This window comes from Yersinia antarctica (assembly GCF_056636475.1).
In genome coordinates this window covers 3,940,266-3,961,350 of record NZ_JBSJQF010000001.1, presented here as the reverse complement: position 1 = coordinate 3,961,350, position 21,085 = coordinate 3,940,266, and the positions used below count along the sequence as shown (strand labels likewise).

Genomic DNA, 21,085 nt, shown 5'->3' with positions numbered 1-21,085 from the left:
AATAGGCGGGGCTATCAAGAGCCTTTTTACAAAAACCGGGTAATGGTATCGCTGGATGAAACCTTCCAACCACACCTTCGGTTATTGCGTGTTCTGACCCATTTCGTACCTGTCAATTTTTCATCCTGAATGATTGACAAGCGCTTCTGAATGTGGTGCCCGGACTCGGAATCGAACCAAGGACACGGGGATTTTCAATCCCCTGCTCTACCGACTGAGCTATCCGGGCAACGGGGCGCATTAAACCGTATTGGCGGCAAGTCGTCAATGAGTTTCTCTTATAAAGGCGATCGGTTGCTCTCTTTTCATGCAAAAATAGCGAGAAAACTGTTGGGAAGTTAATTTTTATGGTGCATCTACATATTTCATCTACTTGATTTATAGATTTTTTATTTTTTAGTGTGTTAAATAACAATGGCTTAGATATTCACTAAAAGTGCATTTTTATTGGCCTGCAAGGTTGAACCTACCGGCAAAACATGCAATTATTGCGAAAATTTAGCGTTACTATTCATCCCTCTAATCCATATCATTTCGATTAAGTAAGCAGGAGGCGGTTATGACAGTAGTAGACTATTCAATGCATAATGAGCGCTTCTCATGCTATTTCTCCTGTTTATCTGCTGTTAAGTTCCTTGTTACTTCCATGCGGTAAGGCTATCTGTCGTTCACTGTTAGGCATTATTAAAAATAGAGCTGGATCTCTGATTTTACTGATGTCTATTGGTCGATGCGAAGACCAGTTAACTCACTATTCTAGCTTCTATTTGAGCGAGTGATCGTGTGCGTAATAGATATCAATTTGCCGGCATTGCATAAAATCTTCACCTTATGCGATGTCATATACATGCCAAAATGGCAGCCTCATACCTGACCGTTTGAGAGTAAGTGACATGACACTATTAAAAATAGCAACAAGTGCTCGTTTGGCTTCTTATATAGAAAGCCAGCGGGGAATGGTATACCTCAATCAAACTGATTTTACTGATGTTGCCGCTGTGGTGATGTCGGTTGAAGATGCCAATGCCGGTATATTGTCAAAGTTGCATGATCTGGGTTTTGCTATTCCTACTTTTGTTGCTGTCACGGCACAACAGACGGTTTCTGCCGATTATTTGCCTCTGATTAAGGGGATTATTACGCTCGGCGAAGCAAACAAAGCTTTTTACAATGCTCAGGTAGAAGCTGCCGCCAGTGAATATCAAAAAAATCTATTACCGCCATTTTTCTCAACATTGAAAAAATATGTCGAGATGAATAATTCAACTTTTGCTTGCCCAGGGCATCAGGGTGGCGAGTTTTTCCGTAAGCATCCTGCCGGTCGCCAGTTTTTTGAGTTTTATGGCGAGACCATTTTCCGTTCAGATATGTGCAACGCAGACGTCAAACTGGGTGACTTGCTGATCCATGAAGGTGCAGCTAAAGATGCACAAAAATATGCAGCTAAGGTCTTCAATGCGGATAAAACCTATTTTGTTTTGAATGGTACATCGGCTGCAAATAAGGTCGTGACTAATGCCTTATTGACCCGTGGTGATTTGGTATTGTTCGATCGTAATAACCATAAATCCAACCATCATGGTGCGCTGATTCAGGCTGGGGCGACACCAATCTATTTGGAAACGGCCCGCAACCCGTTCGGTTTTATTGGTGGTATTGATGCTCATTGTTTCGACGAGCGTTATTTACGCCAGCAATTGCGGGAGGTTGCCCCAGAAAGAGCAGAAGAGGCGCGGCCATTCAGATTGGCGATCATTCAGTTGGGTACCTACGATGGCACGGTGTATAATGCACGTCAGGTGGTTGATACTATTGGTCATTTGTGTGATTACATTCTATTTGATTCTGCGTGGGTAGGTTACGAACAGTTTATTCCGATGATGAAGGATTTCTCACCGCTATTGCTGGATTTAAATGAAAATGACCCTGGGATTATTGTGACTCAGTCAGTGCACAAGCAGCAGGCTGGTTTCTCCCAAACCTCGCAGGTACATAAAAAAGATAATCATATCAAAGGGCAAAAACGGCACTGTAATCATAAACGTTTTAATAATGCATTTATGTTGCATGCCTCAACCAGCCCGTTCTACCCATTATTTGCTGCACTGGATATTAACGCCAAAATTCATTCTGGTGACAGTGGCCGCCGCATGTGGATGGATTGTGTCAAGTTGGGCATCGATACGCGTAAACTATTATTAGAACGCTGCTCAATGTTGCGGCCATTTATTCCTCCCACTGTCGGTGGTAAAAATTGGCAAGATTACGATACGGACGTTATTGCCAATGACACACGTTTCTTTAATTTTGTGCCTAATGAACGTTGGCATGGATTTGAAGGGTATAACCAAGACCAATATCTGGTTGATCCTTATAAGTTATTACTGACGACACCGGGTATCGATGCTAACAGCGGCCAATATACCCAATTTGGTGTTCCGGCAGCGATACTGGCTACCTTCTTGCGTGAAAATGGCATTGTGCCGGAAAAATGCGATCTGAATTCAATTTTGTTCCTGCTAACACCGGCAGAAAATCCAGCAAAAATGGCACATCTGGTTGATATGCTGGTTCAGTTTGAGCGCTACGTGGAGCAAGATGCTTTATTGTGTGATGTATTACCGACGATATACCGTAAGAATGAAGAGCGCTATCGCGGCTACACTCTACGCCAGTTATGCCAAGAAATGCATGATCTCTATGTCAGCTATGATGTTAAACAACTGCAAAAGGATATGTTCCGCAAAGCCAGCTTACCGCCGGTATTAATGAACCCGCAAGATGCCAATATCCAGTTTATTCGCGATAATATCGAGCTAATCCCTATTGCCGAGGCTGAAGGGCGCATTGCTGCTGAAGGCGCACTCCCTTATCCACCAGGCGTATTGTGCGTAGTGCCGGGTGAAATGTGGGGCGGGGCGGTACAGCGTTATTTCCTGGCGTTGGAAGAGGGGATTAATTTATTGCCCGGCTTCTCGCCTGAATTGCAGGGCGTTTATATCGAAAAAGGTGATGTAGAGTGGCGGCGTATCTTTGGTTATGTCATTACGCCGTAAACTGAGGTACTGATAGACAGCCGACGAGAGCATCGGCTGTCTATCAATAAGTTATTACAAATTAGGCTTATCAATAACCTAAATAGCGTGCGACTAAAACTGTGCCGGAAATCAGCAATAAGATATTTATTAATCGGATAAGCTGGTCGCGACTTATCCCTAAACTGATTTTATTGGCGATAACCAAACCAACTAACATCCCCGGTACCAACAGTAGTACCATCCATAAAATAGATAGGTCCATGTAGACCCCTGCTAGCGTAAACAAAATAACTCGCGTGAGGGTACTCAGGCCGATAAGCGTGGTCTGGGTAATCCGCAAATTATCTTTGCTGGCTATTCTGCCGGATAAATAAATAGCATAAATAAACCCGCCGCTGCCAAATAGCGCGCTGAAAATACCGCCAATCAAGCCAAAAGGAATGGCGGCAACAGGTTTGAATTGTCCTTGTGGTTTACGCCGGCTAAGGGCGTAAATGGCATATAAAATGACAAATATGCCGAGCGCCAGTAGCAAAATATCAGGGCGAGTACGTAGCAGTAACGTCGCGCCGATCAGACTACCAATAATCATTAGTGGGACTAATCGCTTAAGTTCAGCAAGGTCGGCATGACGGCTATGGCGAGCTACATTGGTAATGGCTGCAAACATATCGACAATTGCCAATAATGGGACAATCTTAGCGACAGGAATAAATAGCGCTAATATCGGACTGGCAATTAATGCAGAACCAAATCCTGTAATACCAAAGATGATATAAGCGATGACCATAGTGGAGAAGATTACCACCATTTCAAACAGGGTAAGTCCAAAGTCCATTTGTTCAATCTGCCGATAGTAGGGATAGGATGATTAGCGATACTATAAACATTTTATTGAGAATGGTTGTTATTCAAATGTGCACTTTTGTCGGGCAATCACACTTTAGACATAAAAAATGACACTGTGGGTGGAGCCTGTCATTTCAGTTTTCCCTTGGTTGGCGTTGCAGGGGGGATTAGCCACCTGCAACGCCAATTTCTTGGGCTATAAAATCCGCTATAAATAAAACTAGTGGCGGCGATAACTCTTCTGCGCGCTGTTCACTTTCACCAGATAACGGCGAGATTCGCCTGAAGGGTGTTTAGTGGTCAGCGTTTGGAATACATCACCAGGAGCCATATTGTTGATAATATTAACAGCCTGGTTCTTATCGCTGGAGAATACCCGCAATACGCTACCAGCTCCGCCGTTATAAGAGGTAATAACAGCATAACGCCGTGAGGTGGCATTCTGAATTCCGCCTAGATAAGTATTTTGCAGAATTGACAGATATGCCGTACCAGCATCAATATTATTTTCTGGATCAAACAGATAGCTACGGCTTGGCTGGCCACTTTTACCCTTCATTTTGAACACATCTCGCCCGGCAGTATGCTGTACAACTTGCATCAGGCCCAACGCATCAGAGCCACTGACCGCATATGGGTTGAAGCTAGATTCTGTTTGCATAATTGCCAGGATCAATGACTCTTCGACGCCATAACGCTCCGCTGACTGGCGCACCAGTGGCAGGTATTTATGGGCACGTTGATCCAGATGGTTAGGGACTAATTGCAAGGTGACCGACCAGATAACATGCAGGCCGGAAGTGCGTTTTTGCATTCTGGTTTGTAGCAGATAATCAGCAAAATGGGCCGCACGCCATTCCCAACGGATCGGCTGGCCATTGTTATCTAGCACCTGCCCATAGAGGAAGGGCTCTTTACTGATCTGAATATCGTTAACATCCGAATAGAGGTCGATAGAGCCAGGATCATCACCCATTAAAAGTGTGGTAATAATCGCCTGACGCAAGTGAGCCGCCGGATCTGTCGTGGCAATGGTTTCAACCGTAATTGTACCGGCATCGAAGTTGATATGGCTGCGGGTTTGATATTGATCCGTATACTTAACGTAATCTTTTGGACCCGCGATTAAGACTTCTTTTAATCCCCAAATATTTTCAATGTTATGGGCAAATTGGCCCATTAAAATCTCAAAACCGTTGGTATCTTTGACATAGGCTTCGTTTTCTGTTTGATTCTTATTGCCTGAGCAAGACACTAACAATGGTGCAATTATCAGCAAAGCTAAAATTTTCTTCATCTTACAAGCCATATCTTGATGAGGAATAACAACGGGGCCAGCGCAGACCCCGTGTGGTTACTTACTCGGTGGAGTATAACCTTCAATATGAACATCCTGCCCTTCGAACAGGAAGTTAACCATCTCCTGCTCTAACAGTTTGCGGTCTTCGACATTCATCATGCTCAGTTTTTTCTCGTTAATCAGCATGGTTTGCTTGGTTATCCATTGTGACCAAGCTTCTTTTGATATTTCGTTATAGATACGTTTGCCAATCTCACCTGGATAGAGCTGAAAATCTTGCCCCTCAGCATCATGTTTTAAAAATGTGCAAAAAATTGTTCTGCTCATGCTAAATCCTCTTCTATGGCGCTATACCCTTCATACTTGAAGTTGCAGGGGGTTAGCTATGTTGGTCACTCGGCTGTTTTGCCAACTGATGTAATAGGCGTTCAACTGGGGCCGCCAATCCTACCGCGGGTGGTTGTGCTAAGTTATACCAGAGACCTGCACCATCATCCATGCATCCACGGGATGACGCCGTATTCAGCCACATGGGGACAATATCCAGATGGAAGTGGCTGAAGGTATGACGAAAAGCAGTTAACTGCTGCAAACTGCTGCTGGCAATACTTTGTTGCTGCAACCAACGCTCCAGTTCGGCTTGTTCAGAAAATTGCGGGAAGCAAAATAGCCCCCCCCATAGACCTACTGGCGGGCGCTGTTCGAGCCATACCTGCGATCCGTTTTGCATCAACAAAAAGTAAGCTGTTTTTTCCGGTAATGTCTGTTTGGGTTTTTTACCGGGGTAGCGTGCCCAACTGTGATTAGCATAAGCCATACAACCGGTATTCAGTGGGCAAAGCTCACACTTGGGCTTAGAACGGGTGCACACCGTGGCACCTAAATCCATCATCGCCTGATTAAACTGACCTACGCCTTTGGCTGGCGTAACATCTTCACTGATTTGCCACAGGCGGCCTTCGACTTCCTTTTTACCGGGCCATCCCTCAACAGCGTAACAACGGGCCAGCACTCGTTTGACGTTACCATCTAAAATAGGAAAATGTTTCCCTAACGAGAGCGACAAAATAGCGCCCGCAGTTGAGCGCCCAATCCCTGGCAGTGCGAGAATCTCGTCAAAAGTAGTAGGGAACTCGCCTTGATGGCGTTCAACAACCGTTTGGGCGGCTTTATGCAGATTTCTGGCACGGGCGTAGTAACCCAGCCCGGACCATAAATGCAGAACTTCATCCAACGGTGCCGCAGCCAGCGCACTGATATCAGGGAAGCGCAACATAAAACGTTGGAAATAGGGAATGACGGTCGCAACCTGAGTCTGTTGCAACATCACTTCTGACAACCATACCTGATAAGGTGTTTTATCCAATTGCCACGGCAAGGTTTTGCGACCAAAGCGTTGGTACCACTCAAGTACCTCGTGCGCGAACTGTTGCGCTTGCATCATAAGTTGGTATCAATATCCGGCAGGTAATAAATTAGAGCTGGATTGCAGCATAGAGTTCTCACCCTGTAAACCCCCTTCGTACTTGAAGCTACAACTGTGTTAGCCGCACTCACGCACCCGAATCACTGACTTTAATCGGCCACTTTGGTTATATCTACGTTATTTACTGCTTAATTTTGTACTTATGACGCCCAGAGTTGATAAACTACCGTATCTTTGCATAATGCGCGTTCACATACGCAATCAACAGACAGAAAGTACCATGATAAATGACGTCATATCCCCGGAATTTGATGAAAACGGCCGAGCCATACGCCGTATTCGTAGTTTTGTCCGTCGTCAGGGGCGGCTGACCAAAGGTCAACAACTGGCGCTAGATAGCTACTGGCCGGTGATGGGCGTGGAATATCAAGCAACGCCAGTTGATGTAAACGCCTTGTTTGGCCGCGAAGCTCCGGTGGTACTGGAAATAGGTTTCGGCATGGGGACTTCACTGGTGACCATGGCTGCCAGTAATCCGCAGCAGAATTTTCTGGGGATAGAAGTGCATTCTCCGGGGGTTGGTGCTTGTTTGGGGGCTGCTCACGAGGCGGGACTAAGCAACTTGCGGATTATGTGTCATGACGCGGTTGAAGTGCTGGAAAATATGATTCCAGATGCTTCACTGGATATGGTACAGCTATTCTTCCCTGACCCATGGCACAAAGCGCGCCATAATAAGCGTCGTATCGTCCAGATACCTTTTGTTGAATTGGTGAGAAGTAAATTAAAAGTGGGTGGCGTGTTCCATATGGCGACCGACTGGCAACATTATGCGGAACATATGTTGGAAGTGATGTCAGGTGTAAACGGATACCGCAACCTTTCAGAACAAAATGATTATGTTCCTCGTCCGGACTCGCGTCCGCTGACAAAATTTGAATTACGTGGCCAGCGTCTGGGACATGGCGTTTGGGATCTGATGTTTGAGAGGAAAGAATAATGGCTAATTATAGTTTCCAATCTGATTATTCGTGATGAGATTAACAGTAAGTTTATTTTATTTTGTTGATTAATAAGTGATTTAGTGGGGTTTCTTGTTATCTCATCAAATCACACTAAAAACCACGATATCCTACATTTTACTGTAGATTAGAATGTAGCTCGTTAATCCACCTGTGGTGTAATGGATATCATATAACAGTGACACTCATGGCGCTAATAGGTGGATAAACCAGAAAAAACCACTATCAACTAAAGCCATCGACGCGATGAAACCCGGTGATAAGGCCAAGTTGATACCGGCGAAAATCGCCATTACGGATCACTTGTGCGCTAGCGGCATTAAAGCTTTCTTCTACCGCTATACCAGCCCCATAACTCACAAACTCACCCAAGTTAAGATCGGTCACTTCCCTAATATCTCGCTAGCGCAGGCTGGTGCTGAACTGCAAACACTTAAGTAGGCAAAGAATGAAAGCCGCCATTGGCAACAGTACCGCTTATATAATGCTGAATTTCTTTGAGCAGTTATTGTATCTGCATGAATCAATAACGGTGCCGAAGCACCGTTATTGATGAGAGCTAATAACGATTAGAAGTTGTATTTCACCCCTAACATCACTGCAGTATCGCTGTAACCTTTGTCGCCCAATTGCTGGCCGACGTTACCCCAGACATTCAGTTGCTTGTTCAATTGCCCCTCAACACCCACTTTCAGTTCACCGATATTCTTCGCGCCAGCTTGTTTCACTTCAACCGCGTTCATATTGGTGCCAAAATCTTTGGTGTTGTGGATCCAGTTGGCTTCCACAAACGGTTGGAACTCGCGATCCTTGCCATTATCACTTTCGTGGTGGCCTTTCATATAAGAACGCAGCCCCAGACGGGTCTGGATATTACCGTCGCCTTGACCACTCACCTGAGTACCGTTTGCTTCACGGTGCTCGTCAGACTTCACACCCATCCAGGTGATTTGGGCTTTCGGCTGGATAAAGTACGTTTCGTTCTTAGACTTATTCTCGCCGATCTTAAAGGTGTAGCCGCTCTCGACCGACGCGGTGATCCCTTTCGATTTATACTCTTCCGTCGCCAGACCGTCGCCCTGCACGCTATTGTTAAACCAGCTGTACTGCGCCCAACCGTCAACATACAAGCCAGACTTGTCTTCGTCGTTGGCATACCAGGTGCTGTACACCCCGGCGGTGTAACCATCAACCGAACCACTCGACTTATAGCCCGATTTCGCGTGGGTGTCGCTTTTGCTATTACCGTAACCGGCCATCACACCCAGGTGTAAACGGTCCAGACCATCGTTGCTCCACTGGGCGATATCGCCACCCAATTGCATCACATAGCGGTTGCTTTGGGTTTTCAACTGACCACTGGTGTCACGTGAACGGTTATGTCCGCCTTCGTTACGCAGCCACATGCTGGTCACTTTCTGCTCGCCAGTCAGGGCGTCGATATACTGTGTTTCGCCCAAACGATCGTGCAGACGCGTCACAAACATAGTGTTGGCTGCGGCCAGGTTCGCGGTGTAGCTGCCGGCTTCAGGACGTTTAGTTTCCTCGCCTGGGCCCACTGGATTTTCTGGATCAACCGGGTTCTCTGGATCAATCGGCAAATTACTCAGGCTGGTCAAATACCAGTTACTGGCGTTTGAACCCACCCCACGTACGAGTGAGTAATCATATGCACCCGCTACGATACGGCCAGGGTTCACAAACTCACCGTCGGATTGACCATTCACCTGAATGAGCTCAATACCGTTTAAGGTTTTAGCGCCCGTACCGCCCGCATTATCCACACTAACATTGGTGGTGCCGCTGGTGTTGCCGTTCACAATCATGCTGTCGGTGGCCGAGTTATCGTCACCCAGCGCGGTGTTGAAGTGCAGCAGACCGTTGTTGCCAATATAGTTGCCGTTGACCACTAACTGGTTACCGGTGGTGCCCGTACCGTCACTGGTTTTGTTACCGATAAATACCGTGCCGCTGTTGGTTAAGTCAGTGCCAACGGTAAAGATGTTACTGGCCGGGGCCAGACGTCCCATCGCCGGTACCACCGGTGCCGTTGGGTTGCCCACAAACAGCACGCCCTGGTTATCAACCGCGCCCGCTACGCCACCAAAACCGCCCATAAAGGCACCGCTGGCTATATTCACCTGCTGGCTTGCCAGCGTCATGGGGTCAGCACTGCTGCCTAACATCAGGCCACCCGCATTGATATCTGTCTGGCCGGTATAGGCCGCCGTTTGAGTCAATGACAGCGTACCGTTGCCGTTTTTAGTCAGGCTGCCACTGCCGCTAATGCTGTTGGCCAGCAACCAGTCACTCGCACTATTGAGCACCAATGCGCCGTCGTTGGTGACCGCCGCCGTCCCCAGATGTTCTGCCTGAGAAGCAGTTAACTGGCTGCCGTTCGTGATAGCAAACAGGCCGCTGAACAGGCTGTTATCACCGCTCAATGTGATGTCGCTGCTATCTTCCAGCACCACACTGCCGGCATCACTGATAGCATTTGCTAACTGGCCCGCAGCCCCTTTCAGTGTCAGCAGACCGGCGTTAACGATATTGCCATCGCCCAGACCCGCTGCATTGTTCAGTAACGCTTGTGCGCCACTGGCAATGGTGGTCACCGCGCTCAGGCCAGTATTGGCACCCTTAACGCTCAGCACATTGGCGGCAATTGTCAGCGCGCCACTGCCGGTCAGTTCACCCTCAGACACACCGCCCTGACTCAAGGTTAAGCTGCCACCATTGAGATCAACCGTTGAGCCCGCAGTACTGTTCAGTTCGCCCACGGTTTGGCTGTGACCCTTCATGTCAAAGGCGGTATCTGCTGCCAGTGATAACAGCGAGGTATTCCCCAACACATTATCATTCAGCATCTGCAAGGTGCCGCTGCGTACATCGGTAGAACCGGTGTAATCATTGTCCAGATTGGACAGTGTTACCGTATTTCCTGCACTGGTATCAATCGCCAACTCACCACTGCCCGTCACTTTGGCACTCAAATCCGCCGCAGGACCGGTTTTATTGGTGGCATACAGCGCCAGTGCATCTGCACCGCTGCCCAGCAGTTCAACTTCGGTCAGGCCGTAACCGATATACAAACCGTCGTTACCCGTACCGCTGCTCAGGCGATAATCGTAAGTGCCTTTGGCGACCGTGGTGCCATTCTGTGCAATATCGGCCGTGGTGGCATCGGTAATGACATTACCATTCTGGTCTTTCAGCACCAGATTGCCGCCATTGCCTTGCACGGCCACATCACTCACCGCCAGTTGCAGCAGGGTATTGGCGTCATCCTGCTCCATGATGGGCAGCACAGGATTGACCGGCGTCTGGCTGTTGTCGACGCTGTCGATGTCCACCACCACCGTCCCGGTGCCCAGTCGCCAATTCCCAAACGAAATGCAACAAAGTGACCCACCGGTCAGGTACGGATAAAATAGCCGTATTGACCCTGTCGGAGACCCTGTTGCATGAAGGGAAAACATTTGACTCAGCATGAGCGCTTTTACATCGAAAAACGAAAAGCTGAAGGCGTTAATCAGTCCTGCATTGCCAGAGAGCTCGGCGTCTCTCGCTCTACCCTGAGCCGGGAGCTCAGACGTAATACGGACCCCGCCTTCAACGGACTTTACTCCTCCAGACGCGCTGATGCCTTAGCCAGACAACGGCGGGGCGCCACCTCGGCACACAATGCCTGTGTCCCTCTGGGCCAGCAGACACAAGACTTTCTCCGGCAGGCGCTGGCTGTACATACCTCCCCTGAGGTTATCTGTGGGAGACTGAAAATCCAGTTTGATATCGCCGTCAGCAAAAATACCCTCTACCGCTATATCCGTTCGGACAGACAGGCTGGCGGTAAGCTTTACCTTCAGCTCCCTCACCGGGGTAAACGCTATCGCTATGATACGGGTGAGCCCGGACGCACGCCCATCCCGGACAGGGTTGGCATTGAGCACAGGCCTGCTGAGGCTGAACTCAAACAGGTTCCCGGGCATGTTGAAATCGATACGATTTTTGGCAAAGACCAGAAGTCATTCCTGCTGACGGTCGTGGACAAAGCCACAAAGCAGGTCATTATCCGTAAACTCCCCAATAAGTGCGCTGAGAGCGTCGTGGAAGCGTTCAGGGACATCGTGGCGAATACTTTCTGCGAGTTTAAAACCCTGACGGCAGATAACGGACCCGAGTTTGCGAAACATAAGGACATCACTCAGGTAACGGGCGCAAAGGTTTACTTTGCCCGGCCTTATCATTCCTGGGAGCGGGGGTTGAATGAGCATACCAACGGTCTGATACGGCGGTTTTATCCGAAAGGAACCGATTTTAATGGCGTCAGCGATGAAGATATTGCGAGACTGGAGCACATCCTCAACACTCGGGGGCGCAAATCTCTGGAATACAGCTCACCGAATGAGGTATTTTTAGAGTATCTACTCGCTGCATAACGCATGATGGTTTGTTGCGTTTCGTTCGGGAATGGGGCAGTAGGTTCATCTCTTTGGTGGTATGGATAGTGCTTTTCGCCACCGTCTCACCCGGAGTGCCGGTGTTAAATTTCACCGTACCGCCGTCAAAGGCCAACCCACCGATAGTTTGCACACCGTCACCGACGGTGGTGATACTGTCCGCGCCCAGTTTCAGGGTGGCATTCACTAATGCTGCCGTGTTATCCGCCGCCAGTTCAAAGGTGGCGTGACCTAATGCCAGTACCCCGTTAAAGGCGTTCTGTGCCGCATTGGCCGTAAAATCAAAGGCATTACCGGCGGTATTAACGGCCATCGTGCCGAGGCCGTTCAACTTGCTGTTAAAGCTCACGGCATTCAGGTTATTAACCTGCAGCAGACTGCCGTCACCCAGATTAAAACCGGTGTTGGCATTGTCATCCTGACTGTCACCCAGCGCCAGCAGCACATTGTCCAGTGTCAGCGTCGAGTTATTGATCAGGTTGATGTATTCCATATTCTGGATAGCATCAGCATCACTCAGGGTATACAGCGAACTGTCCAGCGTCAGCGTATCGCTGCCGGTACCGCCGTTCAGTGAGCTAAACACGCCGGTATCGGCTAATGTCAGCCCTTTCAGAATGAAGGCATCATCGCCGCTGCCGGTGGTGAAGTCAGTGCCGTTACTGCCTTGCATCAGGGTCACAGTGTTGTTGCCGGTTAACAGATTAACCTGACCGACAATGGTGCCGCCCGTCTGGTTGGTAAAGGCCAGACCCGTCCCAGTATTGGTTACGACAGCCTGCTGGGTGGCGCTGTTGGCTTGAATGGTACCGCTGTTGACGAAGCTGGTGACATAACCGTTATTGATGTCCACCACCGGGCTGGTGAGTGATGTTGATATCAGGTTACCGGACTGCTCGACACGGCCGGTAGTGCCTTTGACAATCAGGGCTGCACCGCCTGCGGCATCATTGACGTTTACGCTGGCACCGGTTTTCAGATCCTGACGGGAGTTGGTGACAATCCCTTTGCCCGCGGCTGAATTGACGTTAATCACCAGACCGGCCGAGTCGGACATGTCCAGCGTATTATCGGTGATGGTGTCGCCGGTGTTGGCAAACAGAATACCGGTACCGCTGCCGTTGACATTGATCGTGCCAGAGTTGGTTGCCGCCAGGGAGGCACCGGTACGAATACCTGCACCATTACCCACCGTCAGCGAGGTGTCTTTTAACTGAATGCCGGTAATTTCCGCTTTGTTTTCAATCGCATTACCTGTACCGCCCGCCGTCATGGTGATGGTTGCGCCATCCACGGTCAGTGCTGTGGCACCGGTATCAAGCAGTACGCCATGGGCAGTGCCGCCCGCTTTGGTTTCACCGTTACCGGATAAGGTCAGGCTCGCCCCCGCACCCAGCAGATAAGCGGCGGTGCCGTCGGTTGCGTTGACGGTACCGCTGTTATTCACGGTAGAGTTAGCGCCCTGAATATTGACCGCAGTCCCATTGACTGTGATGAGGTTTTGGTTGGTCAGAATCCCGCCGTCTACCAGCACGCCAGTACTGCCTGCTTGTGTAAAATCAATGGAGCCATTGTGGATAAGCTCACCGCCATTACGGGCGATATAGCCATAGGCACCAGACGCGGTGTTACCGGTGGTCAATACCGCCGAACTGGTTAAGACAGATTTTCCGGTAGCACCGGTGGCAATACCATCCAGGCCGTAGTAGTTGCCATCGACGATCCCGGCAGTAGCCCCATCACCGCTCAATTCCAGGCTGGCATCTGCCGTGATGGTGCCGCTGGCGCCCCCCTCGACTTTTACCCCAGTAGAGCCCTCGCCCAGGATGTTCATTGTCAAAGCACCCGAATTAAAAGTACTGTTCTCCCCGGTAACCTGGATAAGTGTTGAATTGATACCGTCAGCATCTAATGTAGAAGCATTGCTCCCCGCGAAACTGGCTCCGGTATCAATACGATATAATATCGAACCTTCAGTGGAGACTTTTTCATTACCCACGGCGCTATTATTAATGGTTGAACCAGCGCCAAATGCATAGTAACCAATCTGGTTTTTACCACTTTTAAATTCTACCTGCCCATTAGCACTGACATTGATTGTTCCATTATTACGGGCATGGACGCCGATGGTGCCGTCGCCATATAGGTTAACGTTACCTGTCAGATTCGCTACAGCATTATTACCTTCGGCCCAGATACCGTAATTAGCCCGACCTGAAGCATCGACACCACCATTGATATCAATCTCACCAGAGCTTGAGGCAGAAGCACTATCATTCACTTTTGTGGCATCAGAAAATACCTTGATACCGACTGAGTTGGTGCCATTGAGGATAATTTTACCGGTATTATTGACGTTACGGGTCTTCTCGGTAGAGGAAATACCAATGTTAATACCAGTCGGATCGCTGCTTGCACCATTGATAGTAATAGTACCAGCCTGATTTACAGTAGTATTAGCACCGCGAGCATCGATACCAACGCTGTTACTTGTCTTGCTTCCAATAATAATATGTCCGCTGGCATTATTATTAAATGTACCGTTGCCAGAAAGATATACTGCATAGGAACGCATTTTAATCAGTAGATCATCTGCCACCTGACCAATTTGACGCTGTGCTTCACGACCAATATAAATCAGGCCATTATTATTAGACGTTGAAGTACCTTGAGTAACGATACCACGATTATAATAGCCACCAGCCGCATCACCAATCTCAGCTGTGGAAGCCATATTAATAGTACCGTTGTTGGTAAATTGGGTGGTATCACTTAATAGTGCCACTGCAGTGCTCGCACTGCTGGTACGGGAGGCTACGTTAATAATGCCGTCATTGGTGACCACAGAGCTACCATTGGCTAAAATCGCAGTATGATCACCGATTGTCACATCACGTTTTTGAGTTGCAGCGAAGTCTTTGATTTCGTCATTGGTACCCGCATCTATAATCCCGGTCACACTATTATTGACCGTGCTGTTTGTTGCGAAAACAATATAGGTACCTGAAATGGTAGCTGCAGCAGAGCCGATAGTCCCATTATTGTTCAATGTTGCGCCGTTGGTTAAACGGATTAACGATGCATCAGTGTAGAATGCCTGAATATTTGCGTCAGTGCCTACGTTAACAATAGAGTGCTTACCCTCGCCATGAATAAAGGCAACCTGGTCTTTATTAACTAAATAATTAACTGCGTCATCAACACTGATTTTAGGATCTAAGATAACTTTTTGTGCGGTATTATTATTTTTTAAAGCAAGTGCCAACTGAGCTGCATACTCTTTGTCAGTCAATGTTACTTTGTTATCTTTAATCGCCTGAATAAGCGCTTCATTATAGGCTTTTAATTCTGCAAAATTAGTGACGTTTTGCTGACCGATAACACTCGTGAATTCGCCTGTGTAATCGTCAATGACAAATGAAGCCGCATAGCTTGAACTATCGGAAATATTGTTATTACGATTGCCTAAGCTAACAATAGTTTTCCCATCATAGTTAAGAACCGTATCACTTACCGAAGTATTATCAGAGACAACATGGAACACTGACGTTGTTGTTGCTGCTTGTTGTGTGTCAGTTTTCTTCTGCGTACCTTTTAAGATAGCATTAAAATAGTTGGCAGTGTCTGATGTCCAGTTAGAGCCGGTGCTACCCACATTTACAGTCATATCACTATTAGGTTGCAGCACGAAGAATCGGCGATCGACATATTGCCCATCAACACCGACTGGAAGTGAAGTAGTAACATTAATCGCTGAAGCAGGGGCACTTTGCATTTTACTGCTATCGTAAACATTGACACTCACTTTTTTGCCGGTGATCGGGTCAACATATTCAATAGCTGTTGTTTGCGCACCAATAATGAGTCGATTGAAATCGATCAATTCCGCACCAGATGTAATCAGAGACCGATCAAGTGCCCCTAAGGTCGTGCTTATATAACCGTTTTGGCCTTTAGCTATGTTCGCAAAGCTCCCCGACAAGGTATTACCTGAACCTGTGGCCCCATTCCCGAACGAAACGCAACAAACCATCATGCGTTATGCAGCGAGTAGATACTCTAAAAATACCTCATTCGGTGAGCTGTATTCCAGAGATTTGCGCCCCCGAGTGTTGAGGATGTGCTCCAGTCTCGCAATATCTTCATCGCTGACGCCATTAAAATCGGTTCCTTTCGGATAAAACCGCCGTATCAGACCGTTGGTATGCTCATTCAACCCCCGCTCCCAGGAATGATAAGGCCGGGCAAAGTAAACCTTTGCGCCCGTTACCTGAGTGATGTCCTTATGTTTCGCAAACTCGGGTCCGTTATCTGCCGTCAGGGTTTTAAACTCACAGAAAGTATTCGCCACGATGTCCCTGAACGCTTCCACGACGCTCTCAGCGCACTTATTGGGGAGTTTACGGATAATGACCTGCTTTGTGGCTTTGTCCACGACCGTCAGCAGGAATGACTTCTGGTCTTTGCCAAAAATCGTATCGATTTCAACATGCCCGGGAACCTGTTTGAGTTCAGCCTCAGCAGGCCTGTGCTCAATGCCAACCCTGTCCGGGATGGGCGTGCGTCCGGGCTCACCCGTATCATAGCGATAGCGTTTACCCCGGTGAGGGAGCTGAAGGTAAAGCTTACCGCCAGCCTGTCTGTCCGAACGGATATAGCGGTAGAGGGTATTTTTGCTGACGGCGATATCAAACTGGATTTTCAGTCTCCCTGTAGTGGTCAACTAAAATTGGCCACGGTAGTAGACTGTTCATAGAACAGCCGTTCGGATTCATTGGGCGTTAAGCCTCCGTTGTACCAGTGCGGGCGAAGTTCGCTGTAGTAACCCGTTATATATCGGGTGATTGCATTTCTGCCCTCCCCGAAGCTCTGGTAACCTGTCGTCGGTACCCATTCGGATTTCAGACTTCTGAAAAATCGCTCCATTGGCGCGTTGTCCCAACAGTTCCCACGCCGGCTTAGGCTCTGTTTTATCCGGTAACGCCACAGCAACTGACGGTATTTTTTACTGGTGTAATGACTGCCCTGATCGCTGTGGAACATCACTCCGCCTGGGCGTCCCCTGAGTTCCCATGCCATCTGTAACGCTTTACCCGTTAGCGCTGAGTCAGGTGAAAACGACATCGCCCAGCCTATGGGCTTGCGGGCAAACAGATCCAACACCACAGCCAGATAAGCCCAGCGCTTACCTGTCCAGATATAGGTCACATCGCCACACCAAACCTCATTCGGTTGGGTTACTGCAAACTGCCGCTCCAATAGATTCGATATATCAACATGCTCCTGCCCACCCCGTTTATATTTGTGTGTGGGACGCTGGCAACTTGTCATGTTCAGCTCTGCCATCAATTTTCCGGCAAGCCAACGCCCCAGTTTTACGCCCTTATTCGTCACCATTATGGCGATATTTCGGGCACCGGCTGACCCGCCGCTAGCATGCCAGACTTCGTTAACCAGGCTGCGTTTAATGGTGCGCTCGACATCTGGGACGCGTTCTCTGTTATGCCAGTACCGATAGCTGCTACGCTGAACATCAAAAGCCTTACACAGTGCTTTTACCGAATAAAGCGCTCTCAATTTATCGACTATCGCGAACTGTTCAACGAGTCCGACATCAAGAGAGCGGTGGCCTTTTTTAGAATTTCGTTCTCCATTTCAAGACGTTGAATCCTTTTCTTCATTTCCCGAAGTTCTATTTGTTCAGGCGTCAGTGGAAGCCCAACGGGGGTTTTACCCTGACGTTCCAATCTGAGCTTACCCACCCATCGGCTAAGGGCGGAAAGACTGACATTCATGGCTTTAGCGGCCTCCGAATGAGAGTATTTCTGGTCAACAACCAGCTTTGCCGCTTCGAGTTTGAATTCAGCCGTGAAATATTTGGTCATGGATCACCTGTAAAGTTATTGAGGCAAGAATAACACCTCTGGTCAGGTGGCCAAATTCACTATGCCACTACAACCACAGATAACCTCAGGGGAGGTATGTACAGCCAGCGCCTGCCGGAGAAAGTCTTGTGTCTGCTGGCCCAGAGGGAAACAGGCATTGTGTGCCGAGGTGGCGCCCCGCCGTTGTCTGGCTAAGGCATCAGCGCGTCTGGAGGAGTAAAGTCCGTTGAAGGCGGGGTCCGTATTACGTCTGAGCTCCCGGCTCAGGGTAGAGCGAGAGACATCCAGTTCTCTGGCAATGCAGGACTGATTAACGCCTTCAGCTTTTCGTTTTTCGATGTAAAAGCGCTCATGCTGAGTCAAATGTTTTCCCTTCATGCAACAGGGTCTCCGACAGGGTCAATACGGCTATTTTATCCGTACCTGACCGGTGGGTCACTTTGTTGCATTTCGTTTGGGAATTGGCGGTGGAGATCTGTTCAAATTGAACTTCAGGTGTAAATCCGGGAACACTTATATCTGCAGCAAAAGCAGAGTTCGTCCCTAATGTAAACATCAAGGTAATGGCAATCTGGTTCAGGCGAGAGGGTGTCGTTAAACCTAAAGTTGTATCGACAGTTTCTGCACCTGAGCAAAATGACTTAATCTTTTTTCCTGATTTAGAAAACTCAGATGCAACATCGTAGCGACCTAAGGCACTATTCCAAATGACTTTAAATACTCGATTCATAAAACGCTCAATTTTCTCTATTTATTTTGGGTTATAATTAACGAGCAACATTTTTCACTTAACCAAAAAGTAAGTGTGTTGGTGAACTGCCACTGGTGAATGCTTTAAATCTGATGTTGCATTATTGGTGCTTATAGTAAACGTACGGGGTTATACATATATATAGGAGAGAAAGACTACTCTTGTAGGAATAATCCCACGGCGGACGAGGAGCTAACAATTAAGGTTTATATATCAATAGATTAATTTAATTTCTTGGATAGGAATAATCTCATAATGATATGAGAGTCTTATGTAAATTAGTCTTGTTTTTTATTTTAAAACGTAATTAATTATAGGCATTTATCGGCAAGGATAAATAATATATGTCTCTTTTTAATAGAGATATTCTCCTTTTAATTCTTAACAAAAACACTATATTTAATATTGCCTATTTAATTTTAGTGAGAGTTCTTAACTAAAACCGCTCAATTATGCATAAAAAGAAAATTTATTAGTAGTTATGATCACAAAACTGATGAGTGCGATGCATCGCTCCAAATATGACTGACCTGTCCCTTGGAATAGATGCCGCTCTCTATGAGTGATATGGGTTCCTTCATGCTCGAAATCCCCCGTCAACCAACCAGTGGATGTGAAAAGGGTGTTCCGCCATTGGGGATGTGACAAATTTATCCTGAACTGCAGTGTGTAACGCGATGAGCACGCAGAAATCGGGGTGAGTGAGGTCCTTGGGTAGATATTAACAGGTGGTGTTGCCATAAAGCCTTAGAGGTCGATTAAAATTGATTCCAATGGAATCAAGGCTTGGTGACAGTGGCAACCTCAAGTGAGTGAGGGTAAGCTAGGCGCATGCTGCTAGTATCTGCTAAACTCGTGATATTGATAAGCTACTGAAAATCAGATGGTTATTAAAGTGTAGGTTGAAATTAAGATTTTACTCTACGCGCTTAAAAATACCATTAAAATCAAATAGGAAAGAATAATGGCTAACAATCGTAGTCGTCGTTTACGCAAGAAGATGCATATCGACGAGTTTCAGGAATTGGGTTTTTCCGTACAGTGGACCTTCCCTGAAGGGACTGGTGTTGATGTAATTGATAAAACTGTCGATGCTTTTATCGATGAAGTCATTGAAGCCAATGGTCTGGCATTTGATGGTAGTGGCTACTTGCAGTGGGAAGGTTTGATTTGCCTGCAAGAGATCGGTCATTGCACTGATGAGCACCGTGCATTGGTTACTAAATGGCTGGAAGCTCGCAAGTTGAAAAATGTAGAAACCAGTGAGTTATTTGATATCTGGTGGGATTGATCTTCCGGTTTAACGGCAGATAATTAATAAGGGCGCCTAAGCAGGCGCCTTTGTTTTTATCAGGCATGGCTAGTGGAAGCTGTTACTAAGTTCTATTGGGAGCATTTTTTTGGCAAAAATTTTAGAGGTAGCAACAATCTTAAATAATGCCTTACTGGCAGATATCTTACAGCAGGTTCGCCCGCTGATTGGTCAGGGGAAGGTTGCTGATTATATTCCCGCATTAGCGGAGGTCTCGGCAGATAAGCTGGGCATTGCTGTGTGTACTCTGGATGGCGAGATTTTTCAAGCCGGAGATGCTGATGAACGCTTCTCTATCCAATCGATTTCGAAAGTGTTAAGTCTGACTCTGGCATTATCCCGTTACGGCGAGCAAGAGGTGTGGCAGCGGGTAGGCAAAGAGCCCTCCGGCCAGCCCTTTAACTCACTGGTTCAGCTAGAATTAGAGAAAGGTAAACCACGCAATCCTTTTATTAATCCAGGGGCGCTAGTGGTATGCGATATGTTACAAAGCCGCTTGAGTGCGCCGAAACAGCGGATGTTGGAAGTGGTGCGCCAGCTCGTGAGCGATGATAGCATCAGCTACGATCCTCGAGTGGCTCGTTCTGAGTTTGAACATTCAGATCGTAACGCGGCTATCGCATATCTGATGAAGTCTTTTGATAATTTTGATAACGATGTGCTGACGGTACTGCAGACCTATTTCCACTACTGCGCCCTGCGCATGAGCTGTGTCGAACTGGCTCGCTGTTTTGTCTATCTGGCGAATCAGGGGCGCAGTATTGGTAGGCATAGCCCGCTGATTACGCCGATACAGGCGCGGCAAATTAATGCCTTGATGATTACCAGTGGCATGTACGATGGGGCGGGTGAATTTGCCTTCCGCGTTGGTATGCCGGGCAAATCCGGGGTAGGTGGTGGCATTATCGCCATTGTGCCGGATGAGTTGTGTATTGCGGTGTGGTCACCAGAATTGGACCATGCGGGGAACTCTCTTGCCGGAACTGCTGCCTTAGAGCTATTGGCACAGCGGATTGGCCGCTCCATTTTTTAAAACAGCGCT

15 protein-coding genes, 1 tRNA gene and 1 pseudogene are annotated in these 21,085 nt (G+C 47.7%); 6 read left to right on the top strand and 11 right to left on the bottom strand.

Annotated elements, in window-relative coordinates:
• Positions 1-153: 153 nt before the first annotated feature.
• A tRNA-Phe gene (locus tag ACWJJO_RS18410) sits at positions 154-229 on the bottom strand.
• A gap of 664 nt (positions 230-893) precedes the next feature.
• Between ACWJJO_RS18410 and speF the strand changes: the two genes are divergently transcribed.
• Positions 894-3,056 carry an ornithine decarboxylase SpeF gene (speF, locus tag ACWJJO_RS18405; protein WP_481091337.1) on the top strand — a complete coding sequence of 721 codons (2,163 nt, stop codon included), beginning with the start codon at positions 894-896 and terminating at the stop codon, positions 3,054-3,056.
• 70 nt (positions 3,057-3,126) lie between these two features.
• Here the strand turns inward: speF and ACWJJO_RS18400 are convergent, their stop codons facing one another.
• From ACWJJO_RS18400 to mutY, 4 genes are all read right to left on the bottom strand, one after another.
• Entirely contained in the window at positions 3,127-3,876 is a 750-nt protein-coding gene (locus tag ACWJJO_RS18400; RefSeq protein ID WP_083162668.1) for a sulfite exporter TauE/SafE family protein, read from the bottom strand.
• Positions 3,877-4,107: 231 nt separating this feature from the next.
• Positions 4,108-5,184, bottom strand: a complete 1,077-nt coding sequence (gene mltC, locus ACWJJO_RS18395; RefSeq protein WP_372560618.1) for a membrane-bound lytic murein transglycosylase MltC — start codon at positions 5,182-5,184, stop codon at positions 4,108-4,110.
• A 57-nt stretch (positions 5,185-5,241) separates the two neighbouring features.
• Entirely contained in the window at positions 5,242-5,514 is a 273-nt protein-coding gene (locus ACWJJO_RS18390; protein ID WP_083162670.1) for an oxidative damage protection protein, read from the bottom strand.
• Between the two features lie 52 nt (positions 5,515-5,566).
• Positions 5,567-6,631, bottom strand: a complete 1,065-nt coding sequence (mutY, locus tag ACWJJO_RS18385; protein ID WP_481091336.1) for an A/G-specific adenine glycosylase — start codon at positions 6,629-6,631, stop codon at positions 5,567-5,569.
• A 262-nt stretch (positions 6,632-6,893) separates the two neighbouring features.
• Here mutY and trmB point away from each other — a divergent pair, with 262 nt between their 5' ends.
• Positions 6,894-7,613, top strand: coding sequence for a tRNA (guanosine(46)-N7)-methyltransferase TrmB (gene trmB, locus ACWJJO_RS18380; protein WP_083162671.1), 720 nt, complete (start codon positions 6,894-6,896; stop codon positions 7,611-7,613).
• Positions 7,614-7,881: 268 nt separating this feature from the next.
• Positions 7,882-8,076, top strand: a complete 195-nt coding sequence (locus ACWJJO_RS18375; RefSeq protein ID WP_481091335.1) for a hypothetical protein — start codon at positions 7,882-7,884, stop codon at positions 8,074-8,076.
• Between the two features lie 128 nt (positions 8,077-8,204).
• Here the strand turns inward: ACWJJO_RS18375 and ACWJJO_RS18370 are convergent.
• A pseudogene (locus tag ACWJJO_RS18370) lies at positions 8,205-11,006 on the bottom strand (autotransporter outer membrane beta-barrel domain-containing protein); the annotation flags it as partial.
• A 93-nt stretch (positions 11,007-11,099) separates the two neighbouring features.
• On the opposite strand from ACWJJO_RS18370, the gene ACWJJO_RS18365 reads away from it, so the two are divergent.
• A complete protein-coding gene (locus ACWJJO_RS18365; RefSeq protein WP_481090692.1) occupies positions 11,100-12,074 on the top strand; it encodes an IS30 family transposase in 975 nt (324 codons plus the stop codon).
• On the opposite strand, the gene ACWJJO_RS18360 is transcribed toward ACWJJO_RS18365, so the two are convergent.
• The 5 genes from ACWJJO_RS18360 to ACWJJO_RS18340 all read right to left on the bottom strand — a co-directional run bounded on the left by ACWJJO_RS18360 (position 11,998) and on the right by ACWJJO_RS18340 (position 18,710).
• Positions 11,998-16,131 carry a beta strand repeat-containing protein gene (locus ACWJJO_RS18360; RefSeq protein WP_481091334.1) on the bottom strand — a complete coding sequence of 1,378 codons (4,134 nt, stop codon included), beginning with the start codon at positions 16,129-16,131 and terminating at the stop codon, positions 11,998-12,000. The genes ACWJJO_RS18365 and ACWJJO_RS18360 overlap by 77 nt on opposite strands.
• Before the next feature lie 3 nt (positions 16,132-16,134).
• Complete coding sequence (locus ACWJJO_RS18355; protein ID WP_481091333.1) at positions 16,135-16,818, bottom strand: IS30 family transposase; 684 nt, start codon at positions 16,816-16,818, stop codon at positions 16,135-16,137.
• Positions 16,815-17,980, bottom strand: a protein-coding gene (locus ACWJJO_RS18350) for an IS3 family transposase (protein ID WP_481090614.1) whose coding sequence is annotated in 2 segments (ribosomal slippage) — positions 16,815-17,725 and positions 17,725-17,980 — 1,167 coding nt in all. Because the reading frame shifts where the segments join, the coding sequence is not laid out codon by codon here. Before ACWJJO_RS18350 ends, ACWJJO_RS18355 begins: the two co-directional genes overlap by 4 nt.
• Before the next feature lie 42 nt (positions 17,981-18,022).
• Positions 18,023-18,358 carry a helix-turn-helix domain-containing protein gene (locus ACWJJO_RS18345; protein WP_481091332.1) on the bottom strand — a complete coding sequence of 112 codons (336 nt, stop codon included), beginning with the start codon at positions 18,356-18,358 and terminating at the stop codon, positions 18,023-18,025.
• Positions 18,330-18,710, bottom strand: coding sequence for an ESPR domain-containing protein (locus ACWJJO_RS18340; RefSeq protein ID WP_481091331.1), 381 nt, complete (start codon positions 18,708-18,710; stop codon positions 18,330-18,332). Before ACWJJO_RS18340 ends, ACWJJO_RS18345 begins: the two co-directional genes overlap by 29 nt.
• A 985-nt stretch (positions 18,711-19,695) precedes the next feature.
• On the opposite strand from ACWJJO_RS18340, the gene ACWJJO_RS18335 reads away from it, so the two are divergent.
• Together ACWJJO_RS18335 and glsB are read left to right on the top strand one after the other, a co-directional pair.
• On the top strand, positions 19,696-20,022 hold the full coding sequence (locus ACWJJO_RS18335) for a YggL family protein (protein ID WP_083162675.1): 327 nt from the start codon (positions 19,696-19,698) through the stop codon (positions 20,020-20,022).
• A 109-nt stretch (positions 20,023-20,131) separates the two neighbouring features.
• A complete protein-coding gene (gene glsB / locus ACWJJO_RS18330) occupies positions 20,132-21,076 on the top strand; it encodes a glutaminase B (protein ID WP_193784782.1) in 945 nt (314 codons plus the stop codon).
• Positions 21,077-21,085: the final 9 nt, after the last annotated feature.

What these genes read in the sequence shown, in the direction of transcription:
- ACWJJO_RS18365 (WP_481090692.1), top strand. Translation starts at nt 11,100, where the DNA reads ATGAAGGGAAAACATTTGACTCAGCATGAGCGCTTTTACATCGAAAAA.
- speF (WP_481091337.1), top strand. Translation starts at nt 894, where the DNA reads ATGACACTATTAAAAATAGCAACAAGTGCTCGTTTGGCTTCTTATATA.
- ACWJJO_RS18360 (WP_481091334.1), bottom strand. Translation starts at nt 16,131, where the DNA reads ATGATGGTTTGTTGCGTTTCGTTCGGGAATGGGGCCACAGGTTCAGGT.
- ACWJJO_RS18375 (WP_481091335.1), top strand. Translation starts at nt 7,882, where the DNA reads ATGAAACCCGGTGATAAGGCCAAGTTGATACCGGCGAAAATCGCCATT.
- ACWJJO_RS18345 (WP_481091332.1), bottom strand. Translation starts at nt 18,358, where the DNA reads ATGAAGGGAAAACATTTGACTCAGCATGAGCGCTTTTACATCGAAAAA.
- ACWJJO_RS18390 (WP_083162670.1), bottom strand. Translation starts at nt 5,514, where the DNA reads ATGAGCAGAACAATTTTTTGCACATTTTTAAAACATGATGCTGAGGGG.
- ACWJJO_RS18400 (WP_083162668.1), bottom strand. Translation starts at nt 3,876, where the DNA reads ATGGACTTTGGACTTACCCTGTTTGAAATGGTGGTAATCTTCTCCACT.
- mutY (WP_481091336.1), bottom strand. Translation starts at nt 6,631, where the DNA reads ATGATGCAAGCGCAACAGTTCGCGCACGAGGTACTTGAGTGGTACCAA.
- ACWJJO_RS18335 (WP_083162675.1), top strand. Translation starts at nt 19,696, where the DNA reads ATGGCTAACAATCGTAGTCGTCGTTTACGCAAGAAGATGCATATCGAC.
- ACWJJO_RS18340 (WP_481091331.1), bottom strand. Translation starts at nt 18,710, where the DNA reads ATGAATCGAGTATTTAAAGTCATTTGGAATAGTGCCTTAGGTCGCTAC.
- trmB (WP_083162671.1), top strand. Translation starts at nt 6,894, where the DNA reads ATGATAAATGACGTCATATCCCCGGAATTTGATGAAAACGGCCGAGCC.
- mltC (WP_372560618.1), bottom strand. Translation starts at nt 5,184, where the DNA reads ATGAAGAAAATTTTAGCTTTGCTGATAATTGCACCATTGTTAGTGTCT.